General features: G+C 51.8%; 23 protein-coding genes and 1 tRNA gene. 15 read left to right on the top strand and 9 right to left on the bottom strand.

Features of this window, described 5'->3' with window-relative positions:
* Window positions 1–176: 176 nt before the first annotated feature.
* Window positions 177–827: a hypothetical protein gene (locus AR333_RS19500; protein WP_068777054.1), complete on the top strand. Its 651-nt coding sequence runs from the start codon at window positions 177–179 to the stop codon at window positions 825–827.
* A 117-nt stretch (window positions 828–944) separates the two neighbouring features.
* Here the strand turns inward: AR333_RS19500 and AR333_RS19505 are convergent.
* Window positions 945–1,016, bottom strand: a tRNA-Thr gene (locus AR333_RS19505).
* A 256-nt stretch (window positions 1,017–1,272) separates the two neighbouring features.
* Here AR333_RS19505 and AR333_RS19510 point away from each other — a divergent pair.
* From AR333_RS19510 to AR333_RS19525, 4 genes are all read left to right on the top strand, one after another.
* Window positions 1,273–2,304, top strand: coding sequence for a radical SAM protein (locus AR333_RS19510; protein ID WP_084783857.1), 1,032 nt, complete (start codon window positions 1,273–1,275; stop codon window positions 2,302–2,304).
* Between the two features lie 112 nt (window positions 2,305–2,416).
* Window positions 2,417–3,067, top strand: coding sequence for an NUDIX domain-containing protein (locus AR333_RS19515; RefSeq protein WP_068777055.1), 651 nt, complete (start codon window positions 2,417–2,419; stop codon window positions 3,065–3,067).
* A gap of 101 nt (window positions 3,068–3,168) precedes the next feature.
* Window positions 3,169–4,068 (top strand): SDR family oxidoreductase, encoded by a 900-nt coding sequence (locus AR333_RS19520; protein WP_068777056.1) that lies wholly within the window; start codon window positions 3,169–3,171, stop codon window positions 4,066–4,068.
* Window positions 4,069–4,270: 202 nt separating this feature from the next.
* Window positions 4,271–5,752 carry a basic amino acid/polyamine antiporter gene (locus AR333_RS19525; RefSeq protein ID WP_068777057.1) on the top strand — a complete coding sequence of 494 codons (1,482 nt, stop codon included), beginning with the start codon at window positions 4,271–4,273 and terminating at the stop codon, window positions 5,750–5,752.
* A gap of 383 nt (window positions 5,753–6,135) precedes the next feature.
* Here the strand turns inward: AR333_RS19525 and AR333_RS19530 are convergent, their stop codons facing one another.
* Window positions 6,136–6,462, bottom strand: coding sequence for a multidrug efflux SMR transporter (locus AR333_RS19530; protein ID WP_068777058.1), 327 nt, complete (start codon window positions 6,460–6,462; stop codon window positions 6,136–6,138).
* 204 nt (window positions 6,463–6,666) lie between these two features.
* Entirely contained in the window at window positions 6,667–7,659 is a 993-nt protein-coding gene (locus AR333_RS19535) for a metallophosphoesterase (protein WP_068777059.1), read from the bottom strand.
* Between the two features lie 719 nt (window positions 7,660–8,378).
* On the opposite strand from AR333_RS19535, the gene AR333_RS19545 reads away from it, so the two are divergent.
* A complete protein-coding gene (locus AR333_RS19545; RefSeq protein ID WP_068777061.1) occupies window positions 8,379–8,579 on the top strand; it encodes a cold-shock protein in 201 nt (66 codons plus the stop codon).
* Window positions 8,580–8,705: 126 nt separating this feature from the next.
* A complete protein-coding gene (locus tag AR333_RS19550; RefSeq protein ID WP_068777062.1) occupies window positions 8,706–8,912 on the top strand; it encodes a cold-shock protein in 207 nt (68 codons plus the stop codon).
* A gap of 223 nt (window positions 8,913–9,135) precedes the next feature.
* Here AR333_RS19550 and AR333_RS19555 read toward each other — a convergent pair whose 3' ends face one another.
* Window positions 9,136–10,404: a cytochrome P450 gene (locus AR333_RS19555; protein WP_253735914.1), complete on the bottom strand. Its 1,269-nt coding sequence runs from the start codon at window positions 10,402–10,404 to the stop codon at window positions 9,136–9,138.
* A 30-nt stretch (window positions 10,405–10,434) separates the two neighbouring features.
* A complete protein-coding gene (locus AR333_RS19560; protein WP_068777063.1) occupies window positions 10,435–11,391 on the bottom strand; it encodes an alpha/beta hydrolase in 957 nt (318 codons plus the stop codon).
* A gap of 339 nt (window positions 11,392–11,730) precedes the next feature.
* On the opposite strand from AR333_RS19560, the gene AR333_RS19565 reads away from it, so the two are divergent.
* From AR333_RS19565 to AR333_RS19595, 7 genes are all read left to right on the top strand, one after another.
* Window positions 11,731–13,554 (top strand): sensor histidine kinase, encoded by a 1,824-nt coding sequence (locus AR333_RS19565; RefSeq protein ID WP_068777064.1) that lies wholly within the window; start codon window positions 11,731–11,733, stop codon window positions 13,552–13,554.
* Window positions 13,547–15,148, top strand: a complete 1,602-nt coding sequence (locus tag AR333_RS19570; RefSeq protein ID WP_068777065.1) for a response regulator — start codon at window positions 13,547–13,549, stop codon at window positions 15,146–15,148. The genes AR333_RS19565 and AR333_RS19570 overlap by 8 nt, the downstream gene beginning before the upstream one ends.
* A gap of 98 nt (window positions 15,149–15,246) precedes the next feature.
* On the top strand, window positions 15,247–16,560 hold the full coding sequence (locus AR333_RS19575) for an ABC transporter substrate-binding protein (RefSeq protein ID WP_068777066.1): 1,314 nt from the start codon (window positions 15,247–15,249) through the stop codon (window positions 16,558–16,560).
* A gap of 62 nt (window positions 16,561–16,622) precedes the next feature.
* Window positions 16,623–17,504: a carbohydrate ABC transporter permease gene (locus AR333_RS19580; protein WP_068777067.1), complete on the top strand. Its 882-nt coding sequence runs from the start codon at window positions 16,623–16,625 to the stop codon at window positions 17,502–17,504.
* A 13-nt stretch (window positions 17,505–17,517) separates the two neighbouring features.
* A complete protein-coding gene (locus AR333_RS19585) occupies window positions 17,518–18,345 on the top strand; it encodes a carbohydrate ABC transporter permease (protein WP_068777068.1) in 828 nt (275 codons plus the stop codon).
* Between the two features lie 171 nt (window positions 18,346–18,516).
* A complete protein-coding gene (locus AR333_RS19590; RefSeq protein WP_084783863.1) occupies window positions 18,517–20,277 on the top strand; it encodes a glycoside hydrolase family 36 protein in 1,761 nt (586 codons plus the stop codon).
* Window positions 20,278–20,579: 302 nt separating this feature from the next.
* Window positions 20,580–21,023 (top strand): hypothetical protein, encoded by a 444-nt coding sequence (locus tag AR333_RS19595; RefSeq protein ID WP_068777069.1) that lies wholly within the window; start codon window positions 20,580–20,582, stop codon window positions 21,021–21,023.
* Window positions 21,024–21,043: 20 nt separating this feature from the next.
* Here AR333_RS19595 and AR333_RS24770 read toward each other — a convergent pair whose 3' ends face one another.
* The 4 genes from AR333_RS24770 to AR333_RS19610 form a co-directional block, all read right to left on the bottom strand.
* Complete coding sequence (locus AR333_RS24770) at window positions 21,044–21,211, bottom strand: hypothetical protein (RefSeq protein WP_156430967.1); 168 nt, start codon at window positions 21,209–21,211, stop codon at window positions 21,044–21,046.
* 8 nt (window positions 21,212–21,219) lie between these two features.
* Window positions 21,220–22,386, bottom strand: a complete 1,167-nt coding sequence (locus tag AR333_RS19600) for an ROK family transcriptional regulator (protein WP_068777070.1) — start codon at window positions 22,384–22,386, stop codon at window positions 21,220–21,222.
* A gap of 63 nt (window positions 22,387–22,449) precedes the next feature.
* The gene (locus tag AR333_RS19605; protein ID WP_068777071.1) at window positions 22,450–23,049 is read right to left on the bottom strand and encodes a YdcF family protein; all 600 of its coding nucleotides are present in this window, start codon (window positions 23,047–23,049) and stop codon (window positions 22,450–22,452) included.
* A 119-nt stretch (window positions 23,050–23,168) separates the two neighbouring features.
* Window positions 23,169–23,975, bottom strand: coding sequence for a Cof-type HAD-IIB family hydrolase (locus tag AR333_RS19610; protein WP_068777072.1), 807 nt, complete (start codon window positions 23,973–23,975; stop codon window positions 23,169–23,171).
* Window positions 23,976–24,279: 304 nt separating this feature from the next.
* On the opposite strand from AR333_RS19610, the gene AR333_RS19615 reads away from it, so the two are divergent.
* Entirely contained in the window at window positions 24,280–25,575 is a 1,296-nt protein-coding gene (locus AR333_RS19615) for an NCS2 family permease (RefSeq protein WP_068777073.1), read from the top strand.
* Window positions 25,576–25,796: the final 221 nt, after the last annotated feature.

Raw genomic sequence — 25,796 nt, forward strand, 5'->3', positions numbered from 1 at the left:
AAAAATAACGGACCTCTATTTCTGTCAGGTGTTCAAATAAATCATTCAGGAAAATTATGTAACATTTCGATCAAATGATTCGTTATGGCATGTAGAACAACCTCAATCGGACAGTAGGCGGTAAACGCTCTAGTTCTTAAGACGTAGAATTTTTAATTTGTCTAACATAAGAGGGGATGAACTCGATTTTATTTAATAGAAAACGGCTGTATGTAACCGGCTTGCTCCTGCTTCTAGCCGGAAGTTATGCATCGGTAAACCAATACCCGCCAACCCGTATGCAATCTGAAAAATCCGTTAATCAGGAGGGATTTCTATTATCCACTTCTCAAGCCGACTATAAGGTATATAAAGATCTTAAAGAACTGGAGTCTTTTTCAAAAGTAATTGTAGAAGCCCAAGTTGTATCCACGGCTAAAGTAGAAGAATTCACTCAGAATGGCCATAAGATTGATGCGGCAGGTAAAGTCGATGTGAAAGTAAACCAGTCCTTTAAAGGAGATCTTAATCCCGGTGACATCATTACCGTGTATGAACCGGGCTATATGGAGGATGGGATGTATGTAAATACGGAAGGGTACAAAAACATGACCGCAAGCGGGAAATATATGCTCTTCTTAGCTAAATCACCCGAAGGGGTCTACGCCATTAGAGGTCTGTACCAGGGGAAATTCGATTTAACGATTAGCCAGCCTGCTAAGGAAAGCGATTATAAAACGACAAAGTATACGCTGCAGGAGTTCGACAAGCTTGATTATGTCGGAAGAGAAGTCGGCCAATTTAATAACCTGAAGAAAGAAGTGCTCTCTAAATACGGGTCCAAATAAAAAATGCCCTGCCGGTCTCTCCGGCAGGGCATTTGGTATAGGATCGCACAGTTAAAAAACGCGACTCCTCGTTAATCGAGAAACCGCGTTAGTGTCAAGTTCATATGTTTATAAAAATGCTGGTGAAGGGAATTGAACCCCCGGCCTACGCATTACGAGTGCGTTGCTCTACCCCTGAGCTACACCAGCATATTCCGCTACAAATAATGCCGGTCAAAACCGACCTGTATTAGAATACAATGCGTCTGCGTATTTTGTCAAGCGCCAAACCGACCTGTTTCCTCTCCAGTTTACAGGATCGGACAAGCTTTTCACGACTATGGATTTTATTGGGGAAGTCTCTTCTCGTACAGACGGTATTCAAGGCAGCCATATTTATGATACACTAAAAGGAAACATATGTTCCTATTTGAGTTTCGACGACCAACGGGAGGCTCCTGAATCCATGAATCCAGTCCAATATGAAGAAGTAAAAGCCAAGCAAGTCCTTAATCCGGTTAAAGAACCCTCCATGCCGTTTGAGCACTCGATCAATCCTTACCGCGGATGCCAGCACGGCTGCAGCTTCTGTTATGCCCGTGCTATGCATTCGTTTCTCGGGATGAACGGAGACGATACGTTCCAGCGTCAAATTCTGATGAAGACCAACGCCCCCGAAGCGCTGCGGGAACAGCTCCGCAAAGCGGAACGCTCGCGCAAAGGGTTGGCGGGCATAGGCCGCATAGCGATCGGCACGGCAACCGATCCTTACCAGCAGGCCGAAGGCAGAGCGAAGCTGACGCGCGGATGCCTGGAGGTGCTGGCGGATTATCCGGTGCCCGTCTCCATCACGACCCGCTCCCCGCTGATTCTGCGGGACCTGGATCTGCTCCGGCGGATGCGGATTACTTCTGTGAATATCAGCCTGAATACGCTAAATACAGCCGTTTGGCGGAATTTTGAACCGGGGGCGCCATCCCCTGCCAAACGGCTGGAGACCGTCCGCAGGCTTGCAGATGCCGGCATTCCCGTCGGCATCTTCGCGGCTCCCCTGCTCCCATATATAACGGATGGGCGGCAAGAGCTTGAAGCCCTTTTCGCAGCCGCTGCCGAGAGCGGCGCGAAGTTTGTGATGACCTCGTACCTCAGGCTCAGCGCCTCCGATGTGAAGGTATGGTTCTTCGAGTCTATCCGGCGGCACTATCCTCATCTCACGGGCGCATACGCCAAGCTCTACGAGCGTTCGGCCTATGCGCCCAGGGAATACCGCGCCCCCGTCCAGCACTATATCGACGGGCTCAGGGAGCGGTATGGGCTTGGCGATGCGGAAGAGGAAGATGGGGCGGACACCCAAGACGCTCTCCCCTCCGACTCAGTCCGTGAAACCGGTCCGTTCCCGCTGGAGGTGCCATGGCTGCCGCTAGAGCAAGAGCCTAATCATGCCGGGGAAGAACGGCAAGCGGATGAACCGCCGACTCAGCTCTATTTTGCATTCTGAATGTACCCCCCTGGATGAATCCGCTCCATCATGCGCCCGGAGTGGTCCTTCTTCGGATTTATATGATATATTTCGTTTAGATTCCAGCAACGTTAGAAGGAAGGGATTTTCCATGCACCAGGAAATATTCGATATCTATGACGAAGAAACCAACCACATCGGCACAGCCCCCCGGGCAGAGGTACATGCCAAGGGGTACTGGCACCAGACATTTCACTGCTGGCTCGTACGGCCGGAAGGCGACCGGCGGATGGTCTTGTTCCAGCAGCGCCAGTCTACCAAAGACACGTTCCCGGATCTGTATGATATAACGGCCGCCGGCCACATGACTGCGGGTGAAACGATCCGTGAAGCGGCACGCGAGCTCGAAGAGGAGCTCGGGCTTTCCGCAAACTTCGATGTTCTGTCACTCTTGTTCACGACCCGCTATGAAGCGCGGGGTACCGTGTCAGGCAAGCCTTTTATCGACCGGGAAATCTGCCATGTCTTCGGTTATTCAAGCGATCTTCCGCTAACGGCGTATAAGCTTCAGCAGGAAGAAGTCGCCGGCCTGTATGAAGCGGATTTAGAGCAGCTGACGGCGCTTTTCGAGGGCAAGGCGGGCTCAATCGAGATCCGCGGGGTGTCAGCCGAACCATCTGCCGCTGGCGCAGCGGCTGCCCCGCTCCCCGTCCTTACCGCCCGTATCGTGCGCAAAGAGGACTTCGTTCCCCATCCGGACGATTACTACCTTCGCGTCCTGGATATGCTACGGAAGCTCTAATGCAGCCGGGCCGGGACACCGGCGGATTACGCACCCTTCTGGGCGGGCGGAATACATTGTTGCATAAGTAAGTTCCAACAATGTGTTCCAGGAGGTTTGTCATGTATCCCATTTATCCTTATGTAGGCAAAGAAACCGTCTGTAAAGAGCAGCCGATCTCCTTTCCCGCGCAGCACCAGGCCCGCCAGCCGGGGATAGAATCCATCATGTCCCCAAGACCCATCTCGGAGAATCCTTATTACAACGGCAGCGGCAAACTTCGGGATAAGGTCGCCCTGATTACAGGCGGCGACAGCGGTATCGGACGCGCGGCTGCGATTTCCTTCGCCAAAGAAGGCGCTGATCTGGCTATCGTGTTCCTCTATGAGTGGAGCGATGCCGAAGAAACCAAAGCCCGAATCGAACAGCTGGGACGCCGCTGCCTCCTCATCCAAGCGGACTTGCGCTGTAAAGAGGCCAGCTGCGAAGCTGTTGAACGGACGCTGGCGGCTTACGGCAAATTGAATATACTCGTTAACAATCATGCGGTCCAGTTCCCGCAGCTGGGTATTCTGGCCATATCGGAGGAGCAGCTGCTGGACACGTACAGAACCAACGTATTCCCTTTCTTCTTCATGACCCAGGCTGCGCTGCCTCATCTGCCGTGCGGATCCGCTATTATTAACACCGCCTCTATTACCGCTTATCAGGGTAAGAAGGATCTCATTGACTATTCATCGACCAAAGGCGCCATTGTCTCCTTTACCCGCTCACTCGCTCTCTCCCTGGTCGAGCAGGGCATTCGGGTGAATGCAGTCGCGCCGGGTCCGATCTGGACACCGCTTATCCCTTCCAGCTATTCGGCGGAGACGGTGAGCACATTCGGGACGGATGTGCCAATGAAGCGTGCCGGTCAGCCTTTTGAATTGGCCCCCGCTTATGTGTATCTGGCCAGCGATGATTCCAGCTATGTGACCGGTCAGACTATCCACGTCAACGGCGGCGGAATGATCACTACTTAGACTTGCATGCTTGCATACCTGCATACTCAGCAGTCCACTTAAGCAAAAGAGTGCGGGACAGCTCCCGCGCTCTTTTTTGATCGTATCTTGCAGGTTCATAAATGCCATTTATCCTTCATTGCTTTATCCGATTAAACCCTCTATAATACATCCCTGTACTCAACATAGGTATACAAAAGGTGCAATAAAGGAGTCCTTCTAAATGTCTAACGAACCGCGCAAACTCGGTTTGCTTCCGCTCATTTCTCTTGTCGTCGGTTCAATGATCGGGGGCGGAATCTTCAGCATGCCCGCCGATATGGCGCAGGATGCGGGAAGCGGCGCGGCCCTGATCGGATGGGTGCTTACCGGTCTCGGAGTCATCATGCTCGCCCTTACTTTTCAAAGTCTAGCTAATCGGCTGCCTCATCTGGATAATGGAATTGTCCGTTATGCCGAGACGGGGTTCGGCCGTTTTGTCGGTTTTATAAGCGCCTGGGGGTATTGGCTTGCTAACATGCTTACGATAGTCGCAAGCTCTGTGCTGCTTTTCGGGGCGCTCGATTATTTTGTCCCTATCTTTGACGGAGGCAACAATCTCCTTGCCATTCTTCTGGCTTCCATTCTCATTTGGCTCCTTCATGCCCTGCAGTTAGCCGGTATGAGAGAGGCGACTTCCGTCCATATCGTGGTGACCATGGCGAAGCTCATCCCTGTGCTTGTCTTCATCGCGATTACGGCTGTATTCTTCCATTCTCCGACATTCCTGGCGGATCTGTGGACGACTGCCGTATCCTCTCCATACGAACCGGTCAGACTGACCGATGTGGGAGGCCAGATTAAGCAGGCCATGTTCGTAACCGTCTGGGCCTTCCTCGGCGTAGAAGGTGCCGTCGTCCTGTCAGGACGCGCCAAGCGCAAGTCCGATGTCGGCAAAGCAACCGTTATCGGGCTGATCGGCACACTCGTCCTGTACATGCTGCTCTCTCTGCTTTCCTACGGAGTGATGAGCAGAGAAGAGCTGGCGGGACTGCAGACCCCGTCTGCCGCTTATGTGCTCGAAGCCGCGGCAGGTCCATGGGGGGCTCTGCTGATCAACGCAGGGCTGATCGTCTCCCTGCTGGGGCTGCTGCTCGGCATGTCACTCTTGTCGGCGGAGACATTGTTCGTAGCCTCCAAGCGGCACATTATGCCGCGCTGGCTGTCCCGTGAGAACGGCAGGGGAGCTCCCTCTGCCGCTTTATGGATGACGACGGGGACGGTGCAGCTGTTCCTGCTGCTCGTGGTCCTGGCATCCTCAACTTACCGCGCGCTCTACCTGGTAGCGACTACCGCTGCCCTGATGCCGTACCTTCTCTCCGCTCTCTTTCTGGTTAAAATGGCCTTGAGCGGTAAAGCTTACGGACACTCTGCGGATAAGCTGCCGGATGCAGCCTCCGCCACATGGTCATCCGTGCGTACGCGCGAGCTGCTATTCGGCTGCACGGCTTTTCTCTACTCCCTGTTCCTGCTCTATGCGGCGGGTATAAATAATTTGCTCTACGTTTGTATGCTGTACGCGTTTGGCCTGCTCTTCTATTCATTCTCCGGTACAAATAGAGGCGGCCCTATCTCCATGTACCGGCCGGCGGAAGCCTTCGTCGCTTCTGCGATCGTGGTTCTTGCCCTCTACTCCGCCTACCTGTTTATCACAGGAAATGCATGAGCCGCCGAGATAAAGCGAACGAGCTGCAACGATGCATAAAGGGGCTGTTCCCTAAGTCATAGGATGACTTGGGAGCAGCCCCTTTATGGCGTAATCAGGCATTGCGCAGCTGTAACCGCTTGGTAAGCCGGGATCACCGGCAGGGACTACTAAATCCGGAATGCCGAGACCCGGTGCTGCATCTTTACCGCATCTGGCTGCGAGAGTCGGCAGCAGCTGCAATATTGCTCATCGGATGAAGAAGCATCAGCGCCAGCAAATACGTTTGCCGAGCAATTTCAGATAGGGTTCTCGGGGATTCCCGGACTGTTCAGCCTGCAGACTAAGCATATATACAAAAATAACCGCAGGCCCACTCGCCTCAGATACGGCTGTCCCCCTTATTACGCGTGTGTATTACTGGAAATATTGAGCAGCGCAACACCCAAAATAATGAACACAATCCCCGCCACTCCCGCGGCACTTAGTTTTTCCTTCCATAGAAGGAACCCGATAATCGCTGTTAAAGCGGTTCCGACTCCTGACCAAATGGCGTAACTCACACCCAGCGGCATGGTTTTAAGCGCAAGCGAAAGACAATAAAAGGCGAATCCGTATCCCAGGACCACCCCGGCGCTGGGCAGCAGTTTTGTAAATCCTTGCGAATATTTCAGCATAGTCGTGCCTAGAATCTCTCCAGCAATTGCAATGGCTAAATACAGATATCCCATTCGTCCGATCCTCCTGTCCCTCTATTATTGTCCTCATTATACTGCACAAAGCGAATCACCCGCACGCTTAAAAAAGCTAAGGCACCGGCCGTTGGCCGATGCCTTAAGTATCTCATAGGGGCAAGCTTGTCCCGATCTTTCCATTAAAAAAGCCGCTGTCTTCTCCCTGTCACGTCTAACGACCGATTTCCCTATAGGCCGAAATTATTTCCGGATGGGCACCGTATACTGCGCTTCGGTAATCCATTTCTTTTCCTTGAAATCGCGGCCTCTAATAGAAACCGAGTCTTCATACACCTCTACATAGAGACCTTCACTTTCTTCCTCACCGAGCTGCTTCTCTCCACCGTTGCCATCAGAAGACCACGGCCGCTCAACTGAAGAGGAATTCACCATTGTGAATCCGTCATTCACCAGCGTATTCGGCTGATTCAGTTCCCAGTGAGAATGGCCCGTAAAGAAGATAACCTGGGGATATTCAGACAATATACTTTTCAGTTCCTTATGCTGTACAACGGCTCTTTGGTTAGACTTGACGGATGAACCCGCTACTGTATCCGGCAGGGGCTGGTGAAGGAAAACGAAAATCGGCTTGGCTGATTTGCCATGCTTCGCTAGCCGTTCTTTCAGCCAGTCCAGCTGTTTATCCGATAAGAAAGCATCTTCCGCGATACTGGGATCCGATTGCCGGTATTTTTCCGAGCCCAGGAAGAGAAACGGATAACCGCCAACCATTTCCTCCCGGTAAACTTTCTGTTCTCCCGCAAATTTAAGGAAGCTTTGAATGGAATCGGAATCCGACACTTTATTCGGAAAAGAATCCGGACTCCAGTCGCCATCCTTATTCAGCCAAGACGAGTAAAACTCATGGTTCCCGATATTGGCGAAGGTCCGGGGCGGAAGCGGTACCTGCTTCCATATTTCGCTCAGCAGTTTATAATCCTTAGCTGTTCCATTGGTCAAATCCCCGTTGATAACCAGCGCATCCGCGTTCGGATCAATCCGGTACAGATCCTCCACAGCCGCTTTAAATTTACTTTGAGATTCCGGGCGGTCAACCGATACGTGAATATCGCTGATAACCGGGAAGGACAGTTTCGGCTCTTCTATCATTTCCTGTTTCGCGCTTGCGGGAACGGCGGTCAAGAGAAGCAAACTGACTGACATCAGCAGTGATAAACTTGCTTTTTTCTTCATACACATTCCCTCCTCGTTATGGCGGAAGAAAGCGTCGTATCATTCAAGGCCTTTAAAGTGATGAAGGGTTTATACAAACGACGGGCGTCCGCCGCACAAAGGCTTTAGATGCACCTTGAATGCAAACGACCTTTTCTCCCTCTAAAATGGAAAATTCCTTAGAAGTACAAGTACCCGCTCTATACAAAGGAGAAACGTTTAAGAAAGAATTGAAACCGTTTCAATGAATCGCCGCCTGTTCGGTACCGCTTATACGGCAGTGCTATGTACGAACCAAATCCGCCGCTACGGACAGCAGCCGTTTGTCCGCTGTTCCTTATTTTCTCATGCCGATTCGTTCCTATGCGGAGATAAGAAGCTGGTTAAATTTACTCTTGATTTTTACCAGCTGCTCTTTTCCACCGTATACCAGCATTTTCAAAATGTTTCATAGGATACGACCATTTCCACTCAAGGAGAACACGCCTTAAATCCTTTTATATCAAGGGTTTATGGCATACATAGCCCTTCTTCCGGGTTATAAGGATTATCTTCGGGGATACCCCGGCAAGTTGCTTTAACACAAAATATATGGTAAAATGAGTTATTCGTATAAGTTTAGAAATCAGTTCACATATTACAAAGGATATCACGCAGGAATGGGTACACTTTGTAATGTGTGAACTTTTTTCCTAAATCGATACGAATGAATCTTTAAATTTCTAGGAGGTTTTCCAAGAATGGAAACAGGAACAGTAAAATGGTTTAACGCAGAGAAAGGTTTTGGCTTCATCGAAGTTGAAGGCGGCAAAGACGTATTCGTACACTTCAGCGCAATTACTGGTGAGGGCTTCAAATCACTCGACGAAGGACAACGCGTACAATTCGACATCGTTCAAGGCAACCGCGGACCGCAAGCTGAGAACGTTGTTAAACTATAAGCAACTACACAATCTATAGAAGGAACTGCCTGTCCTGGGATTAGGCAGTTCTTTTTCATGGCAGTCAAGTTCACGTACGGTCTTGCGTACTATAGAAGTAGGCCGACGAAATGAAGGAGGGTCACTATGCATTATTCCAAAAAGAACATGGAACCTGTTCCAGAAGAAGAAATTGCCGTTTGGGCCTGCAGCCAAGAAAGCTGTGTGTGCTGGATGCGGGAAAACTTCTCGTTTAATGAAGTCCCCCTCTGTCCGATCTGTAAATCTGAGATGGTGAAGCAGGTCAAAATGCTTCCTATTCTTACGAATCATAATCACAACGGGTCGGCGTAAAGCCGGGCCGTCTTTCTTTAATGCCGCACAAAAACGGAGGCCAACCGGCCTCCGTTTTTGTGCTTCTATCGTCTGTTTATTCCCGTCTGTCCTGTCTGACCGGAACGAACGGTTATGAAAATCGCGACAACCCTGCTAACAGCCGGCATCCCAATTCTTGCAGCAGACTGAAGAATAATCAGAACCAGCGCTGCTCGCCGCGCTGTGCGAGCTTATACCCGCCCTAGCTGCCGCCCCGCGCTGGCGTCTTAGTGAACGTCAGCGGCAGGCTGCTGACGCCATGCACGATGAACCCGCGAGCCGGCGTTAGCGGCTCCTGGTTCGCGCGGGCAAGATCCGGCAGGCGCTCCAGGATCGCCTCAAGCGCGACCTTCGCCTCCAGGCGGGCAAGCGGCGCGCCGAGGCAGAAGTGAAGCCCATGCCCGAACGCGATATGCGGGTTCGGGCTGCGCGTAATGTCGAAGGTGCCCGCATCTTCGAACTTCTGCTCATCGTGATTGGCGGCCCCCATCCACGCCACGACCCGGCTGCCGGCACGGATCTTCTGGCCGCCAATCTCGACATCGCGCGCTGCCGTACGGAACATCGCCTGCAGAGGAGAGCGGTAGCGGAGCACTTCCTCTATCGCAGATGGGAGAAGCTCCGGCTGCTCTCTCAGCTTCTGCAGCTGTTCGGGATGATCCAGCAGCGACCGTACCGCGTTGCCGATCAGATTGGTCGTCGTCTCATTCCCGGCAACCAACAGCAGGGCGCAGAACGACAGGATGTCCTTCTCCGACAAGTGATGCTGCGCGTCCTCCGCAGCAATCAGCGCGCTGATCAGATCATCCTGCGGGTTCAGACGGCGCTGTGCGATGATGCTGCGGAAGTAATCATCCATAGCCGAGCGCGCATCCGCCGCTTCGCTGCTCTGCTCTCCCGCGAAGTTGTCTGCAGAGGCCACCACTTCGTCCGACCAGTGCTTGAACTGCTCACGGTCCCCGCTCGGAATACCGAGCATCTCTGCAATCACTATAACCGGGAGCGGGTAGGAGAAATCTCCGATGAGATCCATTTCACCGCTGGCACTGACTTTGTCCAGCAGCTCATGGGTCAGTTCGGCGATCCGGGGCTCCAGCGCAGCTATGGCCTTGGGCGTGAACGCTTTGCTGACAAGCGAGCGGAGCTGGGTATGCCGCGGCGGGTCCAGCGTAATGAGACTGAAGCCTCCTGCACTGCTGTCCGTATTGTCTGCATGATCGGCGACTGAAGCCGGATCGGGGTCCTTAGGCTTCAGCCGGTGTTCGGAGGAGAAATTCGCGTGATCGAACAGCACACTTTTGACATGATCGTACTGAAATACAGACCATGTCTGCAAAGGTTCCATATACATAACGGGCTGATTGCTCCGTAAATAAGCATAAGTCGGGTAAGGATTCCTCAGAAACTCAATGGAAAACAATTCATTCATCTCGATCGCCTCCGTTTTCTTCTTGAAAGTAACCTTCCGCACAGACCGGCATCCTCGTCGCTAGAGCATAAATCAATTGATTTCCCCGTTTGTTCCTAAAGCCAGCCGGAGTTGGGAAGACATTTCATTCAGCGCTTCCTGAGTGCGCGGCACAAGCTGGTGCATATTCATAAATCCGTGCACGAGATCCTCATAGTTTTTATAAACGACCTCTACTCCGGCGTTCATCAGTTTCTCCGCATAAGCTTGTCCGCTGTCGCGCAGCGGGTCATACTGGGCCGTCACAACCATTGCAGGCGGCAACCCCGTCAAATCCTCCGTTTGAAAATGAATCGGATACGCATACGGGTTCCGGATTTCTTCTTCCTTGTTCAAATACTGCTTCGAGAACCATTCCATCATGCCGGCAGTTAGAATATAACCCTCCCCGTTCTCACGCAGTGAGGCCGGATCTTCCTCTTCAAAACCTGCGGCCGGATAGCAGAGCAGCTGATAAAGAAGGGCTGGCTTGCCCGCGTCCCTCGCCTTGATAGAGGTCACTGCCGCGAGCGTGCCTCCGGCACTGTCGCCCCCCACAGCCATGCGTGCCGAGTCGATGCCGAATACGTCCGGATGCTCCGCAATCCACTGCAGGGCTTCGTAAGCGTCCTCAACCGCAGCCGGAAATTTATGCTCTGGAGCGAGCCTGTAGTCGACGGAAATGACAACGGCATGGACAGAGTTGGCCAAGTTGCGGCAGATCGAATCGTGTGAATCGAGACTGCCCAGCACGAAGCCTCCACCATGGTAGTAAACCAGCGCAGGATAAGGCGCCTCTCCTTCCGGTGTATAGACCCGGACGGTCACGTCACGGCCTTCAAGAGGAATTGCGCGGTCCGCGACCTGCTGTACTTCCTCTCTTCCCTCTTCAGACACATAGACCGGATTCTTACTCCGGCGGAGTTCATCCGCAGACAACTGCTCATAATCGGGTTGTGGAGCCGCATTCATTTGCCTCAGCATAAATCCGATTCGCGGTTCTACTGGCATCGGTTTACCTTCTCTCCTCTAAATAGTTCCATTATCGAATAGTTTAATCACCTAACTTTATCCTGTTTTAATCGTAAAAGAGCCTGGAGACAAAGTCAAATTTTCTGAAATTATCCATTATAATGCAGTCTTATAAACCGTCTTATCCTATGCAAGCATCATAAAAATCAACGCGATCTAAATTTGTAAGAATTTTGTTGAAAAAACTCGATTAATGACGATATAGGTCGCATGAAGCCAACCAAATCAACTATACTAAAATAACACGACATGGCAGGTTATAAGCCTTCCTGCATGTTCGCAGGCCTCACGACAGCAAAACAAGGAGATCTAAACCTCATGAAAGCCAAATTAACGGGCTGGTTCCGTAAACAGCGCATTAAAAATAAAATTATGACTATTTTTATCCCGCTTGTCGTCATCCCGCTATTCTTACTTGGTCTAATTTCTTACTACGTGTATACCCAGAGCATTGTGGAAAAAACCAAAAAGAACGTACTGGACGAATCCAAGCTGATCGTCACCCGGATCGATATGATCCTGACCAATGCGGAGAGCTCCGCAAATATGATTATGATGGAATTGAATAAAAGCGTCATCCGCACGCCCAGACAGCCTAACCCGGACCAGCCGGAAAGCCAGGGCCCGCAGGAGGCCGATGAGCTCGTGTACCGTCAGCAGATTGAGGACAAGCTGAAGTTCGCTCTGATGACTTTCCCCGATATAGAATCGGCGGCCTTCATTGATAAAAGCAACCAGATCTACAGCACCCAGAGCCAGATGGAGGCCGGGCTGGATAAGGCACTCGAAAGCCGGCTGATCCGCGAAATCGGGGGATCAAACGGCAAGCATTTATGGTTCCCGCTGCAGGTGAGAGATTTCCTGGTCTCGGATAAGACCCAACCCGTCCTTACTCTCGGCAAAAATATTCTGGACACCGAATCGATGGATAGCCTGGGCGTCCTTGTCCTCAATATTAAGGAACAGGCTCTCTCCTCGGTCTATAACACAATCGGCCCCGTGAAACAAAGCGATTATTACATCGCCGACCGGGAAGGAGTGATCGTCTCCTCCCTCGATAAGAAGAATATCCTTCAGCCGATTGAGGATGAGAATATTGCAGCTCTCGCCAAGTCTGAACAGACCGTTGCGGAGATTAGAACAGTCGGCAATCAGGACAGGCTTGTCACCGCGATGAATTTTCAAAAGCTGGACTGGAAACTGTTTAACGAAACCCCGCTCAAAGCTTTGACCGAAGATACGCGTAAAGTATCCGCCGCGATTATCATCATCGGCCTGGTCTGTGTTCTGCTGGCATTGGCGGGCGCGCTTATCCTGTCCCGCGTTATTGCGGGTCCCGTCATCAAGCTCACCAAGAACATGAGCCGGATTCGGGACGGCAATTTCGAAGGGCCGATCGAGGTCAAAACCTCCGATGAGGTCGGTATGCTTGGCTCCGGCTTCAATCTCATGATCGGACGGGTGAAGGATCTGCTCGCCAAAGTAGAGATCGAGCAGAAGAAGAAGCGGGAGCTGGAGCTGGCTCTGATGCAGGAGCAGATCAAGCCGCATTTCTTCTATAACACACTCGATTTGATCTATGTGCTCTGCAAATCCGGGGAACCGGATGAGGCCAGCAGAGCCACCAAGGCGTTGGCCGATTTCTACAGGATCGCGCTAAGCAACGGCAAAGAAATCATAACCGTGCGTGAAGAAATCCGGAATGTTTACAATTATTTGCTTATCCAGCGGACACGCTATTCCGATACGTTTGATTTCCAGATCGATGTGCCCGAAGAGTTGATGGACTATTTAATCCCCAAGCTCACGTTTCAGCCGCTGGTTGAGAATTCGATCTACCACGGCCTGAAGGAGAAGGGCACCTTCGGCAAGCTTATTCTTCAGGGCCGCCTGGAAGGCCAGCTGGCTATTATCGAGATTAAAGATGACGGAGTCGGGATTGCGCCGGAGCGTCTGGCTGCCTTATTAAACCGGCCTCAGGAAGAGAAAATCTCGTTCGGTCTGGCGAGTGTAGACGAAAGGATTCAATTATATTTCGGAGAGCAGTACGGAATCACAGTCACAAGTGAGCCTGGCATAGGGACTGACGTGATCGTCACGATTCCCTCACCTGTCAAAAGAGGAGGCAGCTCAGATGTATAAGGTAATTATTGCTGATGATGAAGCCGTATTCCGCAAGTACCTGCGGCATGCGATCCATTGGGATTCCTATGAATTTGAAATATGCGGGGAAGCTAAGAATGGCCTGGAAGCCCTAGAACTCGTGGAGACCCACTCTCCCGATATTATCTTCGCAGATATTAATATGCCGTTCATGGACGGTCTGACGTTTGCAGAGCGGGTCCGGGAAATCCACCCCCATCTGGCCGTTATTCTTGTAACGGGACACAGCGAATTCGAGTATGCCCGCAGGGCGATCCGGATCGGGGTGGTTGATTACATCCTGAAGCCCTTTACCGAAGAGGAGCTGCTGGTGACCCTGCTCAAAGTAAAGGAGTCGCTCGATAAGAGGAAACACCGCGAAAACCGGGAACAGGCGGACCATCTCCTGATTCGCGAGAGCTTCCTCAACTCACTGATTAGCGACGAATATAGCAGCGGAGAAGAGCTGCACAAGAACTTTGCGCTGTTCGGCATTCCGGCACAGCTGAATTATTTCCGGGTAGCCTCCGTTGAAATCGTACACACGCAGGACCAGCTGCCTGATGCCAACGAACTGCGCTTCCGTAAATACATTATCGCCAATCTGCTTAGTGATCTCATCGAGTTAGAAGGCAGTCATCTGGTTTTTAACGGCCCCGAGGGCAGAGTCATCTCGATCATGATGACGGAATCCGAAGAACAGATGCCCGCGCAGATGCGTGATCCGTTCCGGAAGCTGTACCATTTTATCAAACGGCATTTCGGGTTTAATGTGACAGTGGGCCTGGGCAATCCCGGAGCCGGCTGCGCCTCCATCCGCAAATCGTATATGGAGTCCATCGTGGCTCTGCAGAACCGGATGGCTCTGAGCGGGGATGAAGTGATTGATTATTCAGCCGTCGAGTCCCGAACGGCCAACATCGGCTTTTATCCAAGTGAAATTAACGAGAATTTGCTCCTTCACCTCCGGCTGCATGACTGGGACGGCATACAGGCCGATCTGAAGGAAATTTACGATTACATCCGGGAGCGGCACCTGTCGGGGGACTACACGTACATGATCCTCGCCGGACTTGTTTCCTTGTGTCTGACTCATATCTATGAGGTGGAAAAAACGGTCGACGAAGTATTCGGCAGCGATTTCCTTCCCTACCGCGAAATCCGCAACAAACCGTCTCTCGAATCCACATTCGAATGGCTTTCCGGCATGTACCTGGCGACGATGAATGCATCCGGCAGCGGCAAGCTGTCCAAAGCAGCCAAGCTGCTCTCTCTTGCCCGCAGTTATATTGACGAGCATTACAAGAATAACGAGCTGAAGGTGGAAGAGGTCTCCAATCATCTGTATATCAATTCCCGGTATTTGAGAAAAATTTTCAAAAACGAGCTTGGCCTCAGCGTTAACGATTACATCACAGAAGTCCGCATGCAGAAGGCCAAAGATTTGCTCAGTTCGGGAAATAATATCCGGTTGTCCGATATTTCCGAGATGGTCGGTTACAGCGACCCCGGTTATTTCAGCAAGACCTTCAAGAAGCATGTAGGTCTTTCGCCCAGCGAATATGAGACCCGCAAGAGCAGACTGTCCGAATAGTACAAATGAGTGCCGTTTTGTCCATGCTGTAAAAGACCCATTTCCTATAGAATAAGTGTTGCACCAACAGATGAACTTACACCTAAGGGGGATTAGGGATGAGAAAGACAGCAGTTAAAGGAATGAGCCTCCTGCTTGCCATGGCACTTGTGCTGATGCTTGCAGCGTGCGGAAACGGCGATGACAAGTCTTCTGGCGGTACGGGAACAGACGGCAAAGCAGGCGAAGCGGTTAAACTGAAGTTCTATGCCCAATACAGTGGAGAAAACATTCCAGTCTATGACGCGGCAAAAGCCGAACTGAAGAAAGTTATGCCTGAAGTTGATGTTGATTTTGAAGTAGCGGCTCAAGACGATGAGCAGAAAATCAAAACGTATGCGGCGGCAGGCAATCTGCCTGACATTTTCTTCGCATCCAGCGGTTTGATTGACGTATTCAAGAAATCCAACAACATTCTTGCGCTCGACAACGTAATCAAGGAAAACAAAATCGAAGAGAAGCTGAACGAAACGTCCAAGACTCTTCTCTGGGACCAAGACGGCCACTCCTATGCAGTACCTAACGTGGGCCAGTGGGCATCGCTTATTTTCATCAATAAAAAGGTGTTTGAAGATAACGGCGTCAAAGTTCCTGCTAACTACGATGAGTTCCTGACAGCCGTACAAACGTTCAAATCCAAAAACATTACTCCGCTTTCCCTCTTTGCTAAAGAAAAATGGCCCGGCGTACAGCTGATGGATATGGCTATTGTCAGCGAAGAACCAGGCGGCCTGAAGAAGCTTGAAAGCGGACAAGGCACTTTCTCCGATGCCGCTTACACCAAAGCAGCGGACAAATTGTCCAAGCTGACGGCAGCCGGCCTGCTGAGCAGCGGCGCGTTCAACACCAACTGGGAAGATGCGCTTGCGCAGTTCACTTCCGGTAAAGCGGCTATGACCCTGAACGGCGCCTGGGCGATGAACGATATCACCAAAGCTATGGGCGACAATGTAGACATCATCTATGCTCCTTTCGCTGATAAAGACAAAGCGGAAGCCGTGAAATGGAATGTCAGCGGCGGCGGGTTCAACCAGGGATTTGCGGTATCGGCAAACTCCAAGAACAAAGATATCGCAGCTAAATACGCAGCCTTGTTCTCCATTGAATTTGCAAAGCAAAGAATCCTGCTGCTCGGCGATCCAAACCCGATTCTGAAAGATGCTCCGCAGCCTAACACACCGCACGGTGCTCTTCAGAAGAAATACGTAGCAGATTCCGCTAACTTCAAGACGATGACCACCTTCCCTTGGGGATTGTCCAATGCGAAGTTCAAGACTTCCGTAGAAGACAACACCCAGAAGTTCCTGGTCGACCGTAAAACAGACGCTTATATCAATGACATGAACAAAGCGCTTGAGTTAGCCCGCAAATAATTCGGTAGAAATAAAAACAGGTTATCCTGCAGAGGATAACCTGTTTTTAAAAGGAGGAAACCATGAGCACAAAATTCAAAAATAATCTGGCGCTGCTGGTTTTCACGGTTCCCACCCTGCTGGTATTTACCGTGATTGTCTTCATTCCCATTCTTCAAACGATCCAGAAAAGCTTCTACGATTGGGACGGCTTAAGCACCCCGATCTTTAACGGTCTCGATAACTACATCCGTCTGATGGATGACCCTGATTTCTTCGTATCCGTCAAAAACGGACTGATCTTCGCACTCGTTCTGGTCGTCTATCAGATCGGGCTCGGAACCATCCTGGCGATTGCCCTGTCCAATGCCAGACTGAAAGGCCGCAAGTTCTTCAAAACAGCCTACTTCGTGCCGGTCGTTCTGTCCGGTGTCGTCGTCTCGCAGCTCTGGATTGCCATTTATAATGCGGACGGCGGACTTCTCAATAACATTTTCGCTTCACTCGGACTGGATTATCAGCAATCCTGGCTGGCCGGAGAGCACACGTCCATCTGGGCGATTGCCTTTACGAATGCCTGGCAGAACCTCGGGATTCAATTGATTCTGATCTATACCGCGATCAAGGCGATTCCCGAACATTTGTATGAAGCCGCCGCGATTGACGGCGCTACATCCTGGATCAAACATACGCGCATCACGATCCCTCTGCTCAGCGAGACGTACAAGTTCTGTCTCATCATCGCCATCACCGGCGGTCTGAATGCGTTCCAGAACATGTTCGTCATGACCAACGGAGGCCCGGGCAATATTTCCTACACCTTGACCTTCATGATGTACAAAGCCGCGTTCCGCGCGAACGAATACGGTTACGGGGCCGCATCGGCGACCATTCTCGTACTCGAATGCCTGCTGTTCACGATTCTGATCAACCGTTTTATCGCCAGAGAAAAAATCAGCTATTAGGTGGGAGGCCATCATGAAAACTTTTAAGAAAACTGCCGTTTATGCAGCCCTCTCCGCTTTTGTCGTGGTGAGCTTGTATCCTCTGGTCTGGCTGCTGTTCTATTCCTTTAAAAACAATGAGGAAATTTTCTCAACGAACGTATATGGATTGCCCCAAGTATGGCGCTTTGAAAACTATGTAAATGCGTTCAAAATGTTCGATCTCGTCCTATATTTTAAAAACAGTCTGATCGTCTCCATTGCCACCGTGATCTGTACCGTAGTACTCGCGCTCATGTTCTCCTATGCAACGGCCCGTATGAAATGGAGATTCGCGGGTGCGGCACGCACCTATGTGACGATCGGCATGTTCATCCCGATGCAGATCATCCTGATTCCGCTGCTTATTATCGAGCGCACGCTGCATCTGCAGAACAGCTACCTGGCGGTCGTTGTGCCATATGTGGCGTTCCAGCTTTCTTTTGCTACGATTATCTTCTATGCGTTCTTCCGTTCGCTTCCGCACGAAATCGAAGAATCGGCCGAGATCGACGGAGCCAGCATCTATACGATCTTCTTCAAAATCATGGTGCCGCTCGTAATTCCTGCGATCGCATCGGTCAGTATCTTCGTCTTCCTGTTCGCCTGGAACGAATTCCTGATGGCACTCGTCATGATCAGTGAAGAAACACTCAAGACGCTGCCGCTCGGACTCTTGTACTTCCAGACCCAGTTCAGCTCCGATTGGGGCGCAATGGGCGCTGTAATGATGATTGCAACGATTCCGACACTGCTCATCTACCTGGTGTTCTCCGAACAAGTAGAGAAAGCACTGACGGTCAGCTCGGCTGTCAAAGGATAAGGCAGTCAAATGAAGCCTGTAAGATACAGCCTGTGAAGAACGGCGATTGGATAGCGCCGCAAAGCCCACCCCAAATATTGGGATTACTTTTGTAAATATGGAAAACACGCTGCATGGACTGGCAAGCTCTCCAGGCAGCCTTACCATCACATGCACCATGGAGGAACATTCATGACATACGCTACCGGAACTTACGCCATGAACGTCAAGGGAGGAGAAGGCTTCCGCATCTCCCTGACTTCCCTTTCCAGCGAAGGGGGAATCGAGCTTGTCCGGCTCCGCATGGAATCGGACACTCCCCTGGCCCCGCGCGATATCCAGATCCGCTGGAATCATCCCGCAGTCGATATCCAGGGGTACTGGGACCCGGGCGCAAACCGCGACAAAGGGCTGCGCATCGACTTCAGCCCGGCTTTCGATTCGAAAGCCACCTCGCTTGCGCCCGTGTACAGCCTGTACAACTTAAACGGTCTGAACCGTCTGACCGTCGCCTACTCCGATGCGCTGCGCCCGCACAAGATGCGCGCAGGCATCCATGAGGAAACCGCCGAGTTCGAGTGCCTGCTGCAGCTCTTCACGGAGCCGAGCCCCCCGATGACCGAGTACGAAGCCGTCATCCGGCTCGACACCCGCGAGCTGTTCTACGCGGACTGCCTACGCGAAGTCGGCGAGTGGTGGGCCGCGATGCCCGGATACGAGCCCTCACCTGTTCCGGCTGCGGCCCGGATGCCGATGTACTCGACCTGGTACAGCTTCCATCAGGAGCTGGTACCCGGACAGGTCGAAGAGCAGTGCCGCCTCGCCAAACAGCTCGGCTGCGAGGCCGTCATTGTCGACGACGGCTGGCAGACGACGAGCAATGAACGCGGCTACGCCTACTGCGGCGACTGGCAAGTGTCGCCGGAGCGCATCCCCGACATGAAAGCTCATGTATTCAAGGTGCACGAAGCCGGACTGAAATACATCCTATGGTACTCCGTACCGTTCGTAGGCCCTTATTCCGGCGCTTACAAGAAGTTCGAGAACAAGTTCATCGATACGTACGGTACCGATGGCACAGCCGTGGTCGATCCGCGCTTCCCGGAAGTCCGCGAGTACCTCATCGGCACTTACGAGCAGGCTCTGCGAGACTGGGATCTCGACGGCTTCAAACTTGATTTCGTCGACTCCTTCAACCTGTCGGAGGAGATGAAGGACTCTCTCGGCGGCGGAAGAGATTACGATTCCGTACCGGAAGCGGTCGACCGCCTGCTGACTGACACCATGACGCGCCTGCGCAGTATCAAGCCGGATATCATCATCGAGTTCCGGCAGAAGTACATCGGTCCGCTGATGAGGAAGTACGGCAACATGTTCCGCGTGGCGGATTGCCCGAACAACTCCAGCCAGAACCGGATCGGTTCCATCGACATCCGGCTGCTGAGCGGAGATACCGCGGTTCACTCGGACATGCTGATGTGGAACCCCGATGAACCCGTTGAGAGCGCTGCGCTGCAGCTTATCAACTCCTTGTTCTCGGTGCCGCAGATCTCCATGCTGCTGGACCGTCTCCCGGAGGATCACCAGCAGATGGTCAGCTTCTGGCTCCGCTTCTGGATGACCAACCGGGATGTGCTGCTCGGCGGCAAGCTCACACCGTTATCGCCGGATATGCTGTATCCAGTCGTAACGGCGGCTGCTGAACACAAATCCATTACAGCCGTGTACGCCGAACATATCGTGAAAGTCGGCGAGCTCCCGAGGGATTCCTTCATCTTCGTAAACGGAACCCTGCAGAACCGGATTGTCGCTGATTTCACCGTGGATTCGGGTGAGCGGAATATGACCGTTCTCGATTGCAAGGGCAATGTAGCGGCTTATCAGTTGGTTTCGTTCACGCAGGGCCTGCATTCTTTGCCAGTGCCTCCCGGCGGACTGATTATTCTGCTTTAATTACGATAATTAACTGTACCCGGCTTGATTAACCAGTCCCCCTGGTTCTATATGCTCCCGCCTTCTGTTAACATTCAGAGCGCGGGAGTTTTTGATTTGCGCATCGCCGAATATGAGATAGGTACAAAGGCCCTTCCTTTCACAAAAAAATAATAATAATCTCCACATTCCCTAGTTCCGAATCTGCCTTTTCTGATGTATACTTATCTCGTAAAGTCGTATGTCGCCCAAGTTAGTAGACGCCTTGCCTTATCTCGGAAGAGACCGCTTGCAACCCATTAAAAACGACAGGGTGATCACACATGAACGTATTCAAAAGCTTGCTGTACAGTTGCACCTATTCCTTACTGGCCTGGCTCTTATCGGTCGGTTTGAAATTCAGTTTCTCTTTTACTGTCGTTGTCACCGTCTCAAGCTTTGTCGTTGCGCTCGTCGTATGGACATCTGTCCTTCATAAGGTCAAGCAAATTACGGTAGAAAAAGGCATCTGGGCAGGCGTATCCATCGCTCTTCTGATTCATCCCATATCCTGGCTTGTCGCTTATGCGCTGCCTGAGTCCGGGCTCACACTCTTCGAAGTCCTGTTTGCCAGCATGTTCGGAATGGGTACCATCGGCATCCCGGCTTCTGCTGTCGGCGGTTTGATAGGTTTCCTGATCGCCAAGCTTCACAAGCAGAGCTCTATTGCCAAAGGCTACGAGCTTCAAGCCCCGCAGCCTCCAATGATCAATACTTCACAGCCCTGAATCGATAATATTCTTGCATCCTATACCAAAAACTCCCCCGGCTGCTCTGCCGTAAGGGAGTTTTTTTGCTTGCGGTTGTCCGGGTCACCCGGAGTCGGAGTGCTCATCTTCGCTTCAGCGCCGATAGCCGGCGGTTTCGCCCAACCGGCGGACCATTCGGCATTAGGCTCATATCCGGGTTCGTACAACCGGGATCCTATAACGACAAACTATCCACAGGCACGTCAAACAGGTTCTTCATCACAAAACCGACCGCAAGCGCCGTCTCATCCGGAGAGGAAGCTAACTGCCTGATCTCCACATTTCTGCATGTCTCCGGGATATCCGTCTTAAGAAGATCACGGAGCCTCGGCAGCAGCTGATCACTAAATGCTTCCGTGATTCTCCCTGTCAGCAGAACCTGATCGGGATTGAGAATGGTAATCAGATTCGCCACTGTCACACCGATCGCAGTCATAATTTGTTCTCTGAGCTCCAATGACTCCGGTCTGCCTTCCCGTAACTTTTGCCTGAATTCCTCGAATGTCTGACCGGTGTTCCCTTGAAGCCCGCTGATCGAAGCCAGCGTAGTCAGGCATCCCGTACCTCCGCAGAAGCACCGGTGAGCGTCCGGTCCGAAGAAAGCCTTATAGTGCCCGACTTCTCCCGCTACGAACGAAGCTCCCGCAACCAGCTTATTATCCGATATAATCGCGCCCCCGATGCCGTAGTCGAACTTGATCGTCAGATTGTCTCTGGAACCGCTCAAGACGCCGTTAACGTTCTCCTTCAGCGACAGAAGGTTCACGTCATTCTCAATGAAGATGGGAATGCCGTATTTATCCTCCAGCAGCTCTTTCATCGGTATTCGCACCCACCGGAGTCCCGGAGAACGCAGAACAACCCCATGCCTGGAGTCCACAAGACCCTGGACGCTCAGCCCCACACCCTTCAAGGTACTCCGGTCCGGAACGTGCTGAAGAAGATCATCCATACAGGCGCAGATAATATCCAGCAGATGCTGCTCGCTCTCATACTTGACTACCTCCCGCTCAAAACTGCCGAGCCGGTTGAAGCTGAAGTCCAGGAGAGAACCGCGCACATACTTGCCCGCGACCACAATGCCGATTCCGTGCAGGTGAGAGCCTTTGATAGTCAAGGGGACGGGTTTGCGGCCTCCGGTACTGGATACCGGCTCCCCCTCCTGCACGAGCTTTTCTTCCAGAAGACGATTCACTATATTGGTTACGGTCTGCTGGGTCAGACCCGTTTTCTCCGCTAATTCAACCCGCGAAATCGGTCCTTCCGTAAAGATCAGATGGACCACTTTTTGCTGGTTAATGGATTTTAAAAGCTGGTGACTGCCGAATTTTTCGATCTGCATCAATAACCTCCCCCCTTCTTATTTTAAATTATAAATGAGCCGCTTCATTACGCATATGACCTTCTATCTTTTTCCCATCATCTGCCGGTTCTCCATCTGCGCGACCTTCTTAAGCCAGGGCAGTGTCAGCCGGAAGGCCTTAATTTCCTGCCAGGTCATTCCCCACTGATACAGCACAAACAAAGGGCGTCTGCTCGCATAGAACAGGGCCTTCATCCCCAAGGAATCCGTAATGTACTTCATGCGTCTGATGTGAAAAGAATTAGAGACTACCAGGCACGTGCCCAGTCCCTCCTCTGCCATCATGATCCCGCAGTTCACCATATTCTGAACGGTATTGCGGGATAACGTTTCCAGCCGGATTCTGCCTTCCGGCATCCCGTTCCGAACCAGATACCGCTTCATGATCTCAGCTTCACTAAGGACCGAAGCTACCGCACCGCCCGACAATATAACGGTTTGGTAGCTGTGTTTATCGAACAAATAAAGCGCCGTATCCAGACGATCCTTCAGAAGCGGATGCAAAGAATCCCCTTCGCATTTGAAGCCCAGCACAATGAGTGCATCCGCGTCCCTGCCGGACATTCTGGAAGAATGCATCCAGATAAAGTAGGCCAGGTATAACCCGGCTGCCGCCATAACCGCCCACACAAAGATAAACATATTCTCATCCTATTCTACCTATATATTAAGCTTTGCGGAAATCACCAGGACATTCTGAGCAGGTTGACAGATTGTATGGCCGAGGAATGCTGCCGCTGTAGGGTAAAGCGCTTACTCCATCAGGTGATCGAACGCGCATCCCCGCGCTGATACGTACCCGTCTTGTCAGGTGTCAGCGTCTGCGGCTCCAAGCCGAAAACATACCGCTGAATCGCCCGTGCCACCCCATCCTGCTCATTGGTATCCGTGACAGCATCCGCCGCACGCTTGAGCTCCTCCTCGGCGTTGCCCATCGCTACGCCCCACCCGGCAGCCTGAATCATCAGCATGTCATTATGATGGTCCCCGATTGCCATCACTTCGTGCATGCCTATTCCGAGCAGCTCGCACACCTTGCGTACCCCGTACTCTTTGCTTACTCCCTGACGGGTAACTTCCATATTAATATCCGCAGAGCGGGTAATCTCCAGATTGCCGAATGCAGCCGCATCTTCACGCAGCTTAGCAATTGTAGACAGATCGTCATGCCGGATCCCGAATTTGAGCCAGTCACGCTCGAACATCTCCTCTGTCCATTCACCAGCTCCGGTCAAGCTCTCTACACTGTACCCCCAGAACCATGCTCCCGCATCGACCGCGAGGTTATGCAGTTTGCGGATTTCCTGGCGGGATAAATAATGTCGCTCCCACAGCTGGCCCGGGCCTTTCCAAATTTCTGCCCCATTGAGCATGACCATCGGAACCTCCAGCCGCAGGTCATCCCAATACATACTTGCCGTCTGCATTCCCCGCCCCGTCGAGAAAATAACCGTGACACCCGCTTCCATTGCGCGCTTAATCCAGTACCGGGTTTCATCACTAATACGTTTGTCTTCGGTCAGAGTCGTGCCGTCTAAATCCAGGGCCACTAATTTGTATGACGTCATTATGCCAATCTCCTATCTTGGTAAAAAAGTATTTAACAAGCTGTTCCTGATAAAAATATGATCCTCTAAAAATTAACCAAACTTAATCAAAACAAATGATTAAGTTTATCTTATAAGACCCTTTCTAATTAAGCAATGTTTTTCTGGATACAATAACAAGGCGCTTATTTTTCAAAGCTTCCCTTGGCTCTTTTTCTATTTTCCTGTAAAATAAGAACATTGATTACGTACAACCAAGAGCTTCGAACCCCTCGGACGCTTGCTTCCGCAGGGATTTTTTTTGTTGTAACGGAAGGAGAACATCATGTTTCAGCTCAAAGAAAGATCAACAAATGTTAAAACAGAGGTACTGGCGGGACTAACCACCTTCCTCACACTGGCTTACATTATTATCGTGAATCCCAAAATCTTGTCCGACGCCGGGGTTCCGTTCGAGCAGGGCTTCACCGCCACGATTGTGGCAACGGTCGTCGGCACGCTTTTCATGGCGCTTCTGGCCAACTACCCGATCGTCATTGCTCCCGCTATGGGACTCAATGCTTATTTCACTTACTCGGTGATCGTGAATCACCAGCTGCCTCTCAGCGTGGGCTTCTCGGCTGTTTTCATAACAGGCCTGCTGTTCCTGCTGCTCTCCCTGACCAAATTCCGCTCCAAGCTCATTGAAGCGATTCCGAATAATCTGAAGCATGCCATAGCGGCAGGAATCGGCTTATTCATCGCTTTTATCGGGCTCCGGCTCTCGGGCATCGTCACGGATCATCCGACTAATCTGGTGACCCTCGGGGACTTCGGTTCTCCAGGCGTAGCCCTTACCCTCATCGGGATAGCAATCACGATTGTGCTCATGGCGCTGAATATCAACGGTGCGCTCTTCATCGGTATGGTGATTACCGGTATTATCGCTTATGCGACCGGGCAGCTGCAGTTTAGCGAAGGAATCGTATCTCTTCCTCACTTGCCCGAAGGCCTGGTTGCCGTGAATCCGATTCAATCCATTCAGGATATTGTCGAATATGGATTGTACGGGGTTGTGTTCTCCTTCTTATTCGTGATGCTGTTCGACACGACCGGCGCTTTGCTGGCGATCACCCGCCAGGCCGGACTGCTGAAGGACGGCAAGCTCGAACGCGCCGGACGGGCTTTCACCGCCGACTCGGTGGGTACCATCGCCGGGGCGATGACAGGCACGAGTCCGACAGCGGCCACCGTCGAGTCTTCCGCCGGCGTAGGCGCGGGCGGCAAGACCGGCTTGACGGCACTGACGGTCGTCGTGCTGTTCGCGGCCGCATCCTTCTTCGGCCCGCTGATCAACACGCTCGCCGGGGTGTCCGCGATTACAGCGCCGAGCCTGATCATTGTCGGCTGCCTGATGATCCGCAGCATCTCCGAGATCGAGTGGAACGACTTCGAAGAAGCGTTCCCCTCCTTCCTGATCATCGTCGGCATGCCGCTCACATCCAGCATTGCGAACGGGATCGCGCTGGGCTTCATCGCCTACCCCGTGATGAAGATCGCGAGGCGCAAGTTCCGTGAGGTGCATCCGCTCGTGTATGTGTTCGCGGTGCTGTTCCTGCTTCAGCTTATTTTTATAGCGTGACGAGATCAATTGAATGAAGATCGTTCGCTCATGACTTCTATCTCCATTCCTAAAGTTGCTCCTGTCTACATGGGAGCAGCTTTTTTTAAGTGCATGAACTATTCCCCCGCTCGTTAATCATTGGCACCGTAAGTTTTTAGCTTGGGAAATGATCTCCCGCGTTAAAAATGAACCATCACCGCGACAACGACATAATATCACCATAAAAGATAAGCGAAAAA

The sequence above is a fragment of the Paenibacillus sp. FJAT-26967 genome (assembly GCF_001541095.1).
Classification (GTDB): Bacteria; Bacillota; Bacilli; order Paenibacillales; family NBRC-103111; genus Paenibacillus_F.

Excerpts from the sequence above, each read along its gene's own strand:
- AR333_RS19500 (WP_068777054.1), top strand. The coding sequence starts at position 177 with ATGAACTCGATTTTATTTAATAGAAAACGGCTGTATGTAACCGGCTTG.
- AR333_RS19510 (WP_084783857.1), top strand. The coding sequence starts at position 1,273 with ATGAATCCAGTCCAATATGAAGAAGTAAAAGCCAAGCAAGTCCTTAAT.
- AR333_RS19515 (WP_068777055.1), top strand. The coding sequence starts at position 2,417 with ATGCACCAGGAAATATTCGATATCTATGACGAAGAAACCAACCACATC.
- AR333_RS19520 (WP_068777056.1), top strand. The coding sequence starts at position 3,169 with ATGTATCCCATTTATCCTTATGTAGGCAAAGAAACCGTCTGTAAAGAG.
- AR333_RS19525 (WP_068777057.1), top strand. The coding sequence starts at position 4,271 with ATGTCTAACGAACCGCGCAAACTCGGTTTGCTTCCGCTCATTTCTCTT.
- AR333_RS19530 (WP_068777058.1), bottom strand. The coding sequence starts at position 6,462 with ATGGGATATCTGTATTTAGCCATTGCAATTGCTGGAGAGATTCTAGGC.
- AR333_RS19535 (WP_068777059.1), bottom strand. The coding sequence starts at position 7,659 with ATGAAGAAAAAAGCAAGTTTATCACTGCTGATGTCAGTCAGTTTGCTT.
- AR333_RS19545 (WP_068777061.1), top strand. The coding sequence starts at position 8,379 with ATGGAAACAGGAACAGTAAAATGGTTTAACGCAGAGAAAGGTTTTGGC.
- AR333_RS19550 (WP_068777062.1), top strand. The coding sequence starts at position 8,706 with ATGCATTATTCCAAAAAGAACATGGAACCTGTTCCAGAAGAAGAAATT.
- AR333_RS19560 (WP_068777063.1), bottom strand. The coding sequence starts at position 11,391 with ATGCCAGTAGAACCGCGAATCGGATTTATGCTGAGGCAAATGAATGCG.
- AR333_RS19565 (WP_068777064.1), top strand. The coding sequence starts at position 11,731 with ATGAAAGCCAAATTAACGGGCTGGTTCCGTAAACAGCGCATTAAAAAT.
- AR333_RS19570 (WP_068777065.1), top strand. The coding sequence starts at position 13,547 with ATGTATAAGGTAATTATTGCTGATGATGAAGCCGTATTCCGCAAGTAC.
- AR333_RS19575 (WP_068777066.1), top strand. The coding sequence starts at position 15,247 with ATGAGAAAGACAGCAGTTAAAGGAATGAGCCTCCTGCTTGCCATGGCA.
- AR333_RS19580 (WP_068777067.1), top strand. The coding sequence starts at position 16,623 with ATGAGCACAAAATTCAAAAATAATCTGGCGCTGCTGGTTTTCACGGTT.
- AR333_RS19585 (WP_068777068.1), top strand. The coding sequence starts at position 17,518 with ATGAAAACTTTTAAGAAAACTGCCGTTTATGCAGCCCTCTCCGCTTTT.
- AR333_RS19590 (WP_084783863.1), top strand. The coding sequence starts at position 18,517 with ATGACATACGCTACCGGAACTTACGCCATGAACGTCAAGGGAGGAGAA.
- AR333_RS19595 (WP_068777069.1), top strand. The coding sequence starts at position 20,580 with ATGAACGTATTCAAAAGCTTGCTGTACAGTTGCACCTATTCCTTACTG.
- AR333_RS19600 (WP_068777070.1), bottom strand. The coding sequence starts at position 22,386 with ATGCAGATCGAAAAATTCGGCAGTCACCAGCTTTTAAAATCCATTAAC.
- AR333_RS19605 (WP_068777071.1), bottom strand. The coding sequence starts at position 23,049 with ATGTTTATCTTTGTGTGGGCGGTTATGGCGGCAGCCGGGTTATACCTG.
- AR333_RS19610 (WP_068777072.1), bottom strand. The coding sequence starts at position 23,975 with ATGACGTCATACAAATTAGTGGCCCTGGATTTAGACGGCACGACTCTG.
- AR333_RS19615 (WP_068777073.1), top strand. The coding sequence starts at position 24,280 with ATGTTTCAGCTCAAAGAAAGATCAACAAATGTTAAAACAGAGGTACTG.